We start from the raw sequence: 13,303 nt of genomic DNA, 5'->3' as shown, positions 1-13,303 counted from the left end.
CGGCCCACCCCACCCCGCCGCCTCAAAGCGGGCGCCGCCCGACCGGCCCGCCGAAGGAAGGTTGTTTCATGATCCGACCCAGACGCTTCCTGGTCCGCATCGCCGTATTCCTCATTGCCGTGCTGATCGTCGCGGGGCTCCTGTTCCAGCCGCTGCTTGACGCCTTCATGGCGAATCCGGCGCTCAATGGCCTGATTCTGGGCGTGCTGTTGATCGGCATCGGCCTGAACATCCGCCAGGTCGCCATGCTCGGCCCCGAGGCCCAGTGGATCGACGACTTCCGCCAGCACCCGGACCGCGCGTCCGTCAGCACCGACACGGCACCGCGTCTGCTGGCGCCCATGGCCACCATGCTGGGGCAGAGCAAGCAGCGCGGCGGCCGGTTCACGCTGTCGGCACCGGCCATGCGCTCGCTGCTGGACGGCATTGCTTCGCGCCTGGACGAAAGCCGCGAGATCAGCCGCTATTTCATCGGCCTGTCCATCTTCCTCGGCCTGCTGGGCACCTTCTGGGGCCTGATGCAGACCATTGGCAGCGTCGGCGACGTCATCGGCCAGCTCTCGCTGGGCGCGGGCGCCGACATGCAGACGGTGTTCGACAACCTCAAGCAGGGCCTGGAACAGCCGCTGGAGGGCATGGGCACCTCGTTCAGCTCCTCGCTGTTCGGCCTGGGGGGGTCGCTCATCCTGGGCTTTGTCGACCTTCAGGCCAACCAGGCCCAGAACGCCTTCTACAACGAGCTGGAAGACTGGCTGTCGGGCGTCACCCGCGTCTCAGCGGGCGGCGGCACGGCCGTCGAGGCCGAAACCTCGGTGCCGGCCTACATCCAGGCGCTGCTGGAGCAGACGGCCGACAGCCTGCAGGAGCTTCAGCACACGGTCTCGCGGACGGAAGAGGCGCGTGTCGGCGCCAACACCCAGTTGCGCGACCTGACCGACCGCCTGACCACGCTCACCGACCAGATGCGCGCGGAGCAGACGCTCATGCTGCGCATGGCCGAAAGCCAGCAGGAACTCAAACCCCTGCTTCAGAAGATCGCGGAGGCGACGGCCTCGGGCGGCTTCGGACTGGACGATGCCAGCCGCGGCCACCTGCGCAACGTGGACGTCGCCGTCCAGCGCCTGAGCGAGGAGCTGGCGCGCGGGCGCGAGTACACGGTCAAGGAAGTCCGCAGCGAAATCAAGCTGCTGGCGCGCACCATCGCCGCCCTTGCCGAGGAGCCCGCCCCCTCGTCCGGCGGATCGTCGGAGCACGAACGCCTTTCCGGCCCCGGAGGCGGAACCCCGCCCTACGGCCGCTGATTGCGAGAGCACGGCGGCGACCGGGCATGACGGCCGCCGCTTCCCGTTTCCTGGTCCCGAGGACGCCGCATGGCCCTTTCCTCCCGCCGCAGAACGCGCCGCACGACCGATCACTGGCCGGGCTTCGTCGACGCCCTGGCGCAGTTGCTCATCATCATCATCTTCGTGTTGATGGTGTTTTCGCTGGCACAGTTCTTCCTCGGCCAGATGCTGTCCGGCCGCGAGGCGGCCCTTGAGCGCCTGACGCGCCGGGTCTCTGAACTGACGGACCTACTCGCCATCGAACGCGCCGCCAACGAGGACATGCGCCTGAACGTGGATCAGTTGACGGCGCAGTTGACCGACGCCAACGCGCAGATCGAAAACCTTCAGGCCACGCTGCGCCAGACCGCCGAGGAAACCGCCCGGCTGGACCGCCAGTTGACGAGCGCCCAGGCCGACATCGCCGCCGCCGAGCAGGAGGCCGCCGCCCTGCGCGAGCGTCTGGACATGACGGAGGAAGAGCGCGCCCAGGCCCTGGAGCAGGCCGCCGCCGCCCGCCAGCGGGCCGAGCTTTCCGAACAGGAAAAGGCCGAGGCGGAGCAGCGCATCCAGGACCAGTTGCGGCAGATCGCGCTGCTGCAACAGGACATCAAGGCCCTCCAGGCGCTCAAGGAAGACCTGACCCGACAGGCGCAGGAGATGGCCGCCAGGCTCGAGGAGACCGAGCAGAAGCTGGTGGGCGAGGAGGAACTGTCCCTGGAGGCACGCGCCCACGCCGCCCTTCTGGAACAGCAGATCGAGCGCCTGCAGCAGGAACTGGCGCGAATCAACGATCTTCTGGAGGCCGCCGAGGCGCGCAACGAGGAACAGCAGGTGCAGATCGCCGACCTGGGACGGCGCCTCAACCAGGCGCTGGCGTCGAAGGTGCAGGAATTGCAGCGCTACCGGTCCGAATTCTTCGGCCGCCTGCGGGAAATCCTCGGCGACCGCGAGGGCATCCGCATTGAGGGCGACCGCTTCGTCTTCCAGTCGGAAATTCTGTTCGGCAGCGGCTCCTCCACCCTGGGCCTGGCCGGCGAGGACGAGTTGAACAAGCTGGCCGACGCCATCTCGCAGATCGCCGACGAAATCCCCGAGGACATCGACTGGATCCTGCGCGTGGACGGCCACACCGACCGCCGGCCCATCCGCACCGCCCGGTTCGACAACAACTGGGAGCTTTCCACCGCGCGGGCCACCACCGTCGTCGAATACCTGATCGACCGGGGCGTGCCGCCGCAGCGGCTGGCCGCGGCGGGTTTCGGCGAGCACCAGCCGATCACCGACGGCGAGACGCCCGAGGCCATGGCGCGCAATCGACGCATTGAATTGAAGCTCGATCAGCGCTAGGTTTCGCGCACGAATTCCCCGCGCGTTTTCATTGACGCGCGCCCTTGAAAAGGCGCGCCGTCTCGGCTATACAACGCGCTCTTTTCAGGACGAGGCGGACGATGAAGAAGGACATTCACCCCGAGTACCACGAGATCACGGTCACCATGACCGATGGCACCGAGTTCAAGACCCGGTCGACCATGAAGGGCGACAGCATTCGCCTGGATATCGACCCGAAGTCGCACCCGGCCTGGACCGGCGTGCATCGCCTGATGGACACCGGCGGCCAGCTCGCCAAGTTCAACAAGCGGTTTGCGAGCTTCGGTCTGAAGCGCGGCGAATAAGGTCCTGCCGGGCGCCTCTGCGCGCCCCCAAGGCCCGGTCCTCGTGGACTGTTCGGAAAAGACCCGCCCTCCGTTACGGAGGCGGGTCTTTTCGTGTCCGGAACACGCTGAGCCGCCGGTTTCGCGCGCTTCAGTGGCGATTTGTTAAGAATGTGACCCTCATCATTGCAGATGGGGATGCACTCACCGCATCTATGGGGTAGACCTAAGCCATGTGGTTGGTCGCCGTCAGCGTGCGGCGACCGTGTCGAGGATGGGCCAGGGCAAGATGCCGGCGATCGTCAACTACGAGCTTTACGTGCTGGAAGGGGCGGAATGGTCCCTCCACGCGCGTTTCCCCGGCGACGAGCGCAGCAAGGCCATCGCCGAGGCCCAAAGTGTCGAAAGCCAGACCAACAAGCCCACCAAGGTCACGCGCGAGACCTGGTATCCCGACAGCAACACCAGCGACGAGGCGCTGGCCTACATCAGCCCGCGCGCCAAGCAGGCCATGGCCGAGGCCAAGGCCGCCCGCGCCAGCCGACAGCAGCAGACCGCGCCCTTCGCCGCCGCCTACGGCCGGCCCGACTTCGCCTTCGCCGGCGCGCCCGCCACCGATGCCCCGCCGCCGCGCACCGCCGCCAAGGACTTCGTGCTGCGGCTGTCCATGGTCATGGTCTCGGCGCTGATCATCGCCATCCTGGGCACCGGCATGGCGTCGTTGTTCATGGGGCAGCTGGCGGGCATGGGCGTGGCGCTGGGCGGGAACCTGACGGGTATCCTGTTCCTGGTCTTCATCTCGTTGTTCCTGCTGAGCGCGGTGCCGTTGGTTCTGGCCTACGTGCCGCTGGAAGGCCTGAGCGCGGACCGCAGCAAAGGTGCGTCCGACGATCCGGAAGCCGCCCGCCGCGCCGCCGAGGCGGCCGAGAAGGAACGCAACGACAAACGCAAGACCGCCGCCGACGAGAAGGCTGCCGCCGCCAAGGAAGCCGCCGACAAGGCCTCGAGGAAGACGGCGGAAGGCGAGGATGCGGGCCACCTGAACCGTGAGGCCGAGGCCCGCCAGCGCGCCGAGGCCGAAGCCGCCGCAAAGGCCGCCGCCGCCGCGCAGGAGGCGCTCAAGAAGGCCACCACCGAAGGCGGCAAGGACGGCGCGAAGGAAAAGAAGGAGGACGCCGCGGAGAAGGCCGAGGAGCCGCCCGCCCCGCCCCGGCGCGCCGAACCCGAACCCGACGCCGAGACGCTCAAGTTCGAGCAGGACCGCGCCCGGATGATGAAGTTCCTGGGCGCTGCGGTGCGCGTGCTGCGCACGTCGCACCCCCAATTGGACGCCTTCAACAAGTTCGGCGCCAATCTGTTCCTGTCGGGCGCCGCCCAGGCCCTGTCCGAACGCGCCAAGCAGCCGCGCCGCACCGAGCTTCTGCGGGAAACCATCGAAGTCATCGGCACCAAGCCCAAGCTGGCGGAAAGCTTTGTATCCAAGCTTGACGAGTACATGGCCGAGCCGCGCTATGTCGCCATGGCCGAGGCCGGCCGCAAGGCCATGGAGCAGTGGCTTGCGAAGAAGCCCGGCGCGCTGGACGCCCTGCCGCGCATCATGAACGACTGGAACACGCCGGCCACCAAGGCGCCGCCGCCCAGCATGATCACCATCGTGTTCACCGACATGGTGGGCTCCACCGATCTGACGGACGAGATCGGGGATGCCGCCGCGCAGGAATCCGTGCGCGCCCACAACGCCGTCGTGCGCAGCGCCCTGGCGCAGATGGACGGCCGCGAGGTCAAGCACACCGGCGACGGCATCATGGCCACCTTCTCGGTGGCCGCCAACGCCGTGGCGGCGTCCATCGAAATCCAGCGCGCCATGCAGGAGCACAACAAGGCCAACCCCGACCGCGTCATCCGCCTGCGGGTCGGGCTCAATGCCGGCGAACCCATCGCCGAGGACAACGACTACTTCGGCGCCACCGTGCAGTTGGCCTCGCGCCTGTGCAACGCGGCGGAAACCGACCAGATCGTCTGTTCATCGGTTGTGCGGGACCTGTGTGCCGGAAAGCCGTTTTCGTTCAACCCATTGGGCGCCCTGTCGCTCAAGGGCGTGCGCGAGCCCGTGGAGGCCTACGCCATCCCGTGGGAGGATGCCGCCCCGGCCGTCCAGTCCGCCGCCGAGCCGCCGACTGCGGAAGCCGCCGAGGCCGCCGACGAGGCCGCCGCCGCGGCTCGCGCCCTGGCCGAGTCCCGGCCCGAAGCCGTGCGGGTGAAGGATGATCGCGTGGCGGCCGGACCACGTCCCGTTCGCCCATAACCGGTGATCCGGGTGGCCTTCTCCGTCGTCTCCTCTGCACGGGCCGGCGAAGGAGGAGACGCATGCCATGGCATCCAGGGCGAAACGCACCGATCCCAGTCTTTGGGAAAGGGTGAAGAAGGACATCACCGACAGCGACAAGGGCGGCGAGCCGGGCCAATGGTCGGCGCGCAAGGCCCAATTGGCGGTGCAGGAATACAAGCGCCGTGGCGGCGGCTACGAGGGCCGCAAGCCGAAAACCCACCTGGACAAGTGGACGGAAGAGGAGTGGGGCACCCGCTCGGGCGAGCGCTCCCGCGATACCGGCGAACGCTACCTGCCGAAAAAGGCGCGCGAACGCATGACCGACGAGCAGTACCGACACACCACCGAGAAGAAGCGCCGGGACATGCACCGCGGCCGGCAGTATTCCAGGCAGCCGCCCGACGCCGAGCGCATCGGCGCCCACGCCCGCGGCCAGGGCGAGCCCACCAAGGCGGAACTCTACCGCGAGGCGCAGCGCCGCGACATTCCCAACCGCTCGCGCATGAACAAGGACGAGTTGGCCCGCGCCTTGAGCGAATAGCCCCTTGAAGTCCTAAGGTATCGGGCCGATCCTTATAGGCCGAACCTTAGAATGCTTCAGGGAGGAGCACCCCGCCGTGACCGACCGGATCGATGTCGGACGCCTGCGCGTCGCCAAGCCGCTGTACGACTTCATCACCACCGAGGCCCTGCCCGGCACCGGCATCGAGCCGGACGTCTTCTGGCAAGGGTTGGACGCCCTGGCCCACGACCTGGCGCCGCGCAACCGCGCCCTGCTGGCCGAGCGCGACCGTATGCAAAGGGAGATCGACGCCTGGCACCAGGGCCGGCGCGGCAAGCCCATCGACCACGCGGAATACACCCGGTTCCTCAAGGATCTGGGCTACCTGCTGCCCGAAGGCGAGGATTTCGAGGTCGGCACCGCCAACGTCGACAGCGAGATCGCGCTCATCGCCGGGCCGCAACTTGTGGTCCCGGTGAACAACGCCAGGTATGCCCTGAACGCGGCCAACGCGCGCTGGGGTAGCCTGTACGACGCGCTGTACGGCACGGACGTGATTCCCGAAACCGATGGCGCGGAGATCGGCACGGGCGGGTACAACCCCACGCGCGGCGCCCGCGTGATCGCCTTCGTCCGTGACCTGCTCGACGACGTGGCACCGCTGGAGGGCGGCTCCCACAAGGACGCCGCCGGCTATGCGGTAGAGGACGGCGCGCTGGTGGTGGCCCAGACGAGCGGCGCCCCGACCCGCCTGGTGACGGCCGGCCAGTTCGCCGGCTACACCGGGGATGCGTCCGCGCCCCGCACGGTGCTTTTGAAGCACAACGGCCTGCACCTGGAAATCGTCATCGACGGCAGCCATCCGATCGGCAAGGACGACGCCGCGCACGTCGCCGACGTGGTCGCCGAGTCGGCGGTGACCACCATCATGGACTGCGAGGATTCGGTGGCCGCCGTGGACGCCGAGGACAAGGTGGGCGTCTACCGCAACTGGCTCGGCCTCATGAAGGGCGACCTGACGGCGACCTTCGAGAAGGGCGGCAAGACACTCAAGCGCAGCATGCAGGCCGACCGCACCTACACCGCGCCAGACGGCCACGCCACCGTCGCGCTGCCCGGCCGGTCGCTCATGCTGGTGCGCAACGTCGGCCACCTGATGACCAACGACGCCGTGCTGCTGGACGACGGCAGCGAGATACCCGAAGGCTTCCTGGACGCCATGTGCACCAGCGCCATCGCCGTTCACGACCTGAAGGGCTATGGCAAGCATTCCAACAGCCGCATGGGCTCCATCTACATCGTCAAGCCCAAGATGCACGGGCCCGAGGAAGTGGCCTTCGCCGTCGAGCTGTTCGGCTGCGTCGAAGACATCCTTGGCCTGCCGCGCAACACCATCAAGATGGGCATCATGGACGAGGAGCGGCGCACCTCGGCCAACCTCAAGGAGTGCATCCGGGCCGCCAAGGATCGGGTCGTGTTCATCAACACCGGCTTCCTGGACCGCACAGGCGATGAAATCCACACCTCCATGGAAGCCGGTCCCATGATCCGCAAGGGCGCCATGAAGGAGACACCCTGGATCAAGGCCTATGAGGACCGCAACGTCGACATCGGCCTGGCCTGCGGCCTGCGCGGCAAGGCGCAGATCGGCAAGGGCATGTGGCCCATGCCCGACCGGATGGCCGACATGCTGAAGACAAAGGTGGGTCACCCGCAGGCGGGCGCCAATACGGCCTGGGTCCCCTCGCCCACCGCCGCGACGTTGCACGCCCTGCACTATCATGCCGTCGACGTGGCGGCGCGCCAGGACGAGTTGAAGGACCGCCCGGCGGCCTCTCTGGACGACCTGCTGACCATCCCGCTGGCCGACCGCCCCAACTGGGCGCCCGACGAGATCAAGGCGGAATTGGACAACAACGCGCAAGGCATTCTCGGCTATGTGGTGCGCTGGGTGGACCATGGCGTCGGGTGCTCCAAGGTGCCCGACATTAACGACGTGGGCCTGATGGAGGACCGCGCGACGCTGCGCATCTCCAGCCAGCACATCGCCAACTGGCTGCGCCATGGCGTGGTGTCCGAGGACCAGGTTATGGAGACCATGAAGCGGATGGCTGCCGTGGTGGACCGGCAGAACCAGGGCGATCCGGCTTACCGTCCCATGGCGCCGGACTTCGAAGGCAGCGTCGCCTTCAAGGCCGCCTGCGATCTGGTGTTCAAGGGCTGCGAGAGCCCCAGCGGCTATACCGAGCCGGTCCTGCACGCCCGCCGGCGCGAGGCCAAGAAGGTCTACGGCAAGTAGGCCCTGAAACGCGAAAGGCCCGGGCGGAACCGCCCGGGCCTGTTTCATACGCGCCGACGATTGAAATCGTCGGCCCAGCGTTCAAGCGCCACGCCGGCTCACGCGCCATAAGGCGCGGCGGCCGGTCGGCCTTGCCGTCTCAGCAGCTTGCGCTGATCAGCCGGTACGCTGGATGAGGTGGTAGCCGAACGACGTCTCCACCACGTCCGAAGTCTGGCCCGGCTCCAGCGCGAAGGCGGCCTGCTCGAACTCGGGCACCATCGCGCCCTTGGGGAACTGGCCCAAGTCGCCGCCCTCGCGGCCCGACGGGCAGTCGGAGTGCTTCTTGGCCAGCTCGGCGAAGTCGGCGCCGTTTTCGACCTGCTGCTTCAGGTCGGCGATCTGCGTCTGCGCCTCTTCCTTGGAGCGGTCGGCGGTGGAGCGCATGGAGCCCTTGTACATGAGCAGGATGTGGCTGGCGCGAACCTGGTTGGGGGACATGGAGGCACTCCCTCGTCGTCGTGTCTGTCAGTCGAACGGCCGTTGTGGCCCATGCCCGACCAACGCGCAAGACAATTCGGGCGTCAGGACCGGACCGACAGCACCTCGATCTCCTCAAGGCCGACGAAGGCCTTGCCGTGGGCGTCCTTGAACACCTTGAAGACCTTTTCCGTCACCGCGTCGGACTGCACGAAGTCGGCATGGGCGATGGCGAGCTTTTCGCGGTAGAGCGCGCGCAGGGCGTCGTCGTCCAGGCCGCCCATGTCAGTGCGCTTCAGGTAGTCGGAAAAGCGCTTGAGGATGTGCAGGCGGTTGACGCGCACCACCTGCGGGTCGAAAGGCACGTCGAGCGCCTCGAAGAAGTCCTCGGCGGCGGACAGGCTGTTCATTTCGGTCAGGAATGGGCTGGTGGTCATGGGGGAACTCCCGTGAGTGGGGGAAGAAACCGTGGCCCCGCGCGGGCCATGGCCGATGCAGGCGCCGTCGCAGGGCCCGCCGCACAGGTGGCAGGCGTCGGCCGGCGTTCGCGGCGGCGCGACTTCCGCCAGCCGGGCCTCAAGCTCGGTGATGCGGTCCACCAGGCAGGCGAGCGCCCGGCCGACCGGGTCGGGCATCAGGTGGTGGTCCAGGTCGACGTCGCCCGCCACGCGCCGTCGGCGGTCCTCGGGCAGGACGACGCGGCCGGGGATGCCGACCACCGTCATGCCCGGCGGCACGTCGCCGATGACGACCGAATTGGCGCCGATGCGGGCGTTCTCGCCGATGGTGTGGGCGCCCAGAACCTTGGCCCCCGCCCCCACCAGCACGCCGTCCTTCAGCGTCGGGTGGCGCTTGCCCTTCGCGAGCGTGGTGCCGCCCAGCGTCACCCCCTGATAGAGCGTCACGTCGTCGCCGATCTCAGCCGTCTCGCCGATGACGACGCCGGCGCCGTGATCGACGAAGAACCGCCGGCCGATGGTGGCGCCGGGATGGATATCCACATTCGTCACCAGCCGCCCCAGGAAGGCCAGGAAGCGGGCGGAAAAGCGGAACCGGCGCCGCCACAGCCGGTGCGCCAGCCGGTGCAGCAGGATCGCGTGCAGGCCGGGATAGGTGACCAGCACCTCCAGCCGTCCGCGCGCCGCCGGGTCGCGGTCGAGCACGCTGTCCACGTCCTCCTTCAGCAGGGCGAGGAGGCCGGGCTTGCGGTCGAGCGTGGTCATGGCGGCGGCGTCCAGCGGCATCAGTTGGTCAGCCCGGACCCGGCGGGCGCCTCGGGCAGCACCAGCGCCGCCTCTGCCACCGCCAGGGTCTCAACGAAGAACCGCCGCAGGTCGTCGGCCGAGGGTGCGCGCTTGGTCTCGGCGGCGTGCAGGCGGACGCGGGCCAGCATGGCGCGGCCCTGGGGCGGCCCGACCTCCAGCCCGATCTCGCGGCAGGCGTTCAGCACGCCCGACAGCCCCGAGTGCTTGCCCAGCACCAGCCGGTGCGCGCGGCCAAGCTCGCGCGGGTCGAGCGTCTGGTAGTTGGCCGGATCGCGCAGGATGCCCGAGACATGGATGCCGCTTTCATGGGTGAAGATGCCCTCCCCCACGATGGACTTGTTCACCGGCACCGGCCGCCCCGAGGCCAGCGCCACCATCTCCGACACCAGCGGCAGCGCGCGGGGGGAAACGCCCGTGTCGCGGCCGTGGAGGTGATGGAGCGCCATGACGACCTCCTCCAGCGGCGCGTTGCCGGCGCGCTCCCCCAGGCCGTTGACGGTGGTCGACACATGCGTCGCCCCGCCCTGAACGGCCGCCAGGGAATTGGCGGTGGCAAGGCCCAGGTCGTCGTGGGCGTGGATTTCCAGCTCCATGTCCGTCACCGCCCGCAGGCGCTCGAAGGCGCGGCGGGTGGCGAAGGGGTCCATGACGCCCAGCGTGTCGGCGAAGCGGAACCGCCGCGCGCCGGCGGCCTCGGCGGTTTCCACCACGCGGGCCAGGAAGTCGGGGTCGGCGCGGCTGGAATCTTCGCCGCCGACCGAGACCATCAGCCCCATGTCCACCGCCCGGCGCACGGTCGCCGCGATGCTCGACAGCACCCAGGCGCGGTCTCGGCCCAGCTTGCTGCGGATCTGCTGGTCGGAGACGCTGACCGACAGGTTGACCATGGGCACCCCGCAGGAGGCCGCCGCCGCGAGGTCTCCCGGCAGCATCCGGCACCAGGCAATGGGCGTCGCCGCCAGCCCGAGGCCGGCGATGGTGCGGATGTCTTCGCATTCCTCGGCGCCCATGGCGGGAATGCCCACTTCCAGTTCCGGCACCCCGGCCTCGGAGAGCGCGCGGGCGATGGCGATGCGCTCGGCGGTGGTGAAGGCGACGCCGGCGGTCTGTTCGCCGTCGCGCAGGGTGGTGTCGTTCATGACGATGGGGGTCGTCCTGCTGCTCATGAAGCCGCCCTCCGGTGCGGGTGCTTGGGCTTGCGCGGGGTCAGGCGTAGGCCGGGTCGAAGGCCTCTGCCTTGGGTGTGTCCTTGTCCCAGAAGGGCGACAGGGCGCGCAGCTTCTCGATGATCGCCGGCACGGCGTCGATCACCGCGTCGATCTCCGCTTCCGTCGTCTCCCGCGACAGGGAGAACCGCGTGGCGCCGTGGGCCGCCGTGAAGGGCACGTTCATGGCGCGCATCACGTGGCTCGGCTCCAGCGAGCCCGAGGTGCAGGCCGAGCCCGACGAGGCCGCGATGCCCAGGCGGTTGAGGAACAGCAGGATCGCCTCGCCCTCGATGTACTCGAAGGCGATGTTGCAGGTGTTGGGCAGGCGGTCGGCGGGGTCGCCGGTGACGAAGCAGTGGGAGACCTTCGCCAGAATGCCTTGCTCCAGCTTATCGCGCAGGGCCTTCACGGCGATGTTCTCGTGTTCCATGTACTCCATGGCGAGTTCGCACGCCTTGCCCAGGCCGACGATGCCGGTGACGTTCTCCGTGCCGGCACGGCGGTCGCGCTCCTGATGGCCGCCCCGGATGATCGGCCGGAGGCGGGTGCCGCGGCGGACATACAGCGCGCCGATGCCCTTGGGACCGTGCAGCTTGTGGCCGGACAGCGACAGGAAGTCGATCTCCGTCGCCGCCACGTTCAGCGGCATTTTGCCGACGATCTGCACCGCATCGGTGTGGAACAGGGCGCCGACCTTCTTCGCCATGGCCGCCAGCCTGGAAATGGGAAAGATGGTGCCCGTCTCGTTGTTGGCCCACATGAAGGAGACAATGGCCGTGTTTTCCGACAGCGCCTTGTCGTAGGCGTTGACGTCCAGCCGGCCCAGGCTGTCCACCGGGATCACGTGCAGGGTGTATCCTTCGTGCTTCGCCAGGTACTCGCACAGCGCCAGCACGGCGGGATGCTCCACGGCCGAGGTGATGATCTCGTCCCGGCCCTTCTGCGTCGTCAGCGCCGAGAGGATGGCGGCGTTGTCGCTTTCCGTGCCGCCCGAGGTGAACACGATCTCGCTGTCGTGCTCCGCGCCCAGCAGGGTCTTCACCTGGTCGCGCGCCCAGCGCACCGTTTTGCCCACGTCGGCGCCGAAGCTGTGGATGGACGACGGGTTGCCGAACTGCTCGGTGAAGAAGGGCAGCATGGCCTCCACCACGCGGGGGTCGACGCGGGTGGTGGCGTTGTTGTCGAGGTAGATGCCCTGAGGCTTGACGTCGGTCATCGTGCTCACTCCAGGGTTGGGGCTCAGGCGCTGGCCATGGCGGTGTGGGGGATGACCCGCAGCGGGCGGCCGACTTTTTCCATCAGCGCGGCCTGCACGCCCTGGATCGTCACCGCGCTCATCTGGCAGCCGACGCAGGTGCCCGAGAGCTGCACGACCACCGTGTCGCCGTCCACGTCCACCAGCGAGATGTCGCCGCCGTCGCGCTGAAGCTGCGGGCGGATGTCCTCGATGGCCTGCTGGATGAGCGTGATCTTCTGAAGGTTGGTCAGGCCCGCGGGCTTGGCCTTGGTGGCCTGCTCCGCCAGCGGGCTGATCTGCACGGGGCCGGAGATGGTGGCCGGCTTGGGCGCGGGCTTGGGTACATCGCCCAGAGTGAAGGCTTCCGCCGCCGACAGTGTGCCCTCCTCCACCATCTGCGCGTTGAACGTGGCGAGCGCCTCCTCGATCTTCTCGTGGCAGGTCTTGCAACTGCCGCCAGCCTTGGTGTAGGCGGTCACCTGCTCCAGCGTCGTCAGCTTGTTGCCCTTGACGGCGCGCTCGACCATGCCTTCATCGATGCCGAAGCACTTGCAGAGCAGCGCGCCCTCTTCGTGGTCGTCCTCGGCCAGTTCCTCGCCCTTGTAGTTGGCGATGGCGGCGATCAGCGCCTCGTGGCCCATGACGGAGCAGTGCATCTTCTCCGGCGGCAGGCCGCCCAGGAAGTCGGCGATGTCCTGATTGGTCACCGCGCGGGCCTCGTCCACCGTCTTGCCGATGATGAGTTCGGTCAGCGCCGAAGACGATGCGATGGCCGACCCGCAACCGAAGGTCTGGAACTTGGCGTCGGTGATGAGGCCGGTGGAGTCGTCCACCTTGATCATCAGGCGCAGCGCGTCGCCGCAGGAGATGGAGCCCACCTCGCCCACGCCGTTGGCGTCTTCCAGCACGCCGGCGTTCCTGGGATCGAAGAAGTATTCCTTGACCTTGTCGGTGTAGTTCCACATGGCTGGGGACCTTCCTTGGGAAATGCGTCTTGGTGGAGCCGGCGGCCTGCGGCGTTCGGCGC

At 68.3% G+C, this 13,303-nt stretch carries 11 protein-coding genes; 6 read left to right on the top strand and 5 right to left on the bottom strand.

The features are described from left to right. The first annotated feature begins 68 nt into the window (after nt 1-68). The 6 genes from LG334_RS11305 (at nt 69) to LG334_RS11280 (ending at nt 8,107) form a co-directional block, all read left to right on the top strand. Complete coding sequence (locus LG334_RS11305; RefSeq protein ID WP_404386161.1) at nt 69-1,301, top strand: flagellar motor protein MotA; 1,233 nt, start codon at nt 69-71, stop codon at nt 1,299-1,301. 69 nt (nt 1,302-1,370) lie between these two features. After that, on the top strand, nt 1,371-2,672 hold the full coding sequence (locus tag LG334_RS11300) for a peptidoglycan -binding protein (RefSeq protein WP_404386159.1): 1,302 nt from the start codon (nt 1,371-1,373) through the stop codon (nt 2,670-2,672). 101 nt (nt 2,673-2,773) lie between these two features. Further along, nucleotides 2,774-2,998, top strand: coding sequence for a 50S ribosomal protein L31 (gene rpmE, locus LG334_RS11295; RefSeq protein WP_404386157.1), 225 nt, complete (start codon nt 2,774-2,776; stop codon nt 2,996-2,998). A 268-nt stretch (nt 2,999-3,266) separates the two neighbouring features. Continuing rightward, entirely contained in the window at nt 3,267-5,282 is a 2,016-nt protein-coding gene (locus tag LG334_RS11290) for an adenylate/guanylate cyclase domain-containing protein (RefSeq protein WP_404386155.1), read from the top strand. Between the two features lie 67 nt (nt 5,283-5,349). Continuing rightward, on the top strand, nt 5,350-5,847 hold the full coding sequence (locus LG334_RS11285) for a DUF5872 domain-containing protein (protein WP_404386153.1): 498 nt from the start codon (nt 5,350-5,352) through the stop codon (nt 5,845-5,847). Nucleotides 5,848-5,923: 76 nt separating this feature from the next. Then, nucleotides 5,924-8,107 (top strand): malate synthase G, encoded by a 2,184-nt coding sequence (locus tag LG334_RS11280; RefSeq protein WP_404386151.1) that lies wholly within the window; start codon nt 5,924-5,926, stop codon nt 8,105-8,107. 156 nt (nt 8,108-8,263) lie between these two features. Here the strand turns inward: LG334_RS11280 and LG334_RS11275 are convergent, their stop codons facing one another. The 5 genes from LG334_RS11275 to nifU all read right to left on the bottom strand — a co-directional run bounded on the left by LG334_RS11275 (nt 8,264) and on the right by nifU (nt 13,241). Beyond that, entirely contained in the window at nt 8,264-8,587 is a 324-nt protein-coding gene (locus LG334_RS11275; protein ID WP_404386149.1) for a peptidylprolyl isomerase, read from the bottom strand. An 83-nt stretch (nt 8,588-8,670) separates the two neighbouring features. Further along, a complete protein-coding gene (gene cysE, locus LG334_RS11270) occupies nt 8,671-9,810 on the bottom strand; it encodes a serine O-acetyltransferase (protein WP_404386147.1) in 1,140 nt (379 codons plus the stop codon). After that, the gene (gene nifV, locus LG334_RS11265) at nt 9,810-10,997 is read right to left on the bottom strand and encodes a homocitrate synthase (RefSeq protein ID WP_404386145.1); all 1,188 of its coding nucleotides are present in this window, start codon (nt 10,995-10,997) and stop codon (nt 9,810-9,812) included. The genes cysE and nifV overlap by 1 nt, the downstream gene beginning before the upstream one ends. Before the next feature lie 40 nt (nt 10,998-11,037). After that, on the bottom strand, nt 11,038-12,255 hold the full coding sequence (nifS, locus tag LG334_RS11260; protein ID WP_404386143.1) for a cysteine desulfurase NifS: 1,218 nt from the start codon (nt 12,253-12,255) through the stop codon (nt 11,038-11,040). A gap of 23 nt (nt 12,256-12,278) precedes the next feature. After that, on the bottom strand, nt 12,279-13,241 hold the full coding sequence (gene nifU, locus LG334_RS11255) for a Fe-S cluster assembly protein NifU (protein ID WP_404386141.1): 963 nt from the start codon (nt 13,239-13,241) through the stop codon (nt 12,279-12,281). Nucleotides 13,242-13,303: the final 62 nt, after the last annotated feature.

It is taken from the genome of Caenispirillum salinarum, assembly GCF_044803115.1.
GTDB classification, from domain to species: domain Bacteria; phylum Pseudomonadota; class Alphaproteobacteria; order Rhodospirillales; family Rhodospirillaceae; genus Caenispirillum; species Caenispirillum salinarum_A.
The sequence above is the reverse complement of the archived record's forward strand: the minus strand, read 5'-3'. Positions and strand labels throughout refer to the sequence as shown.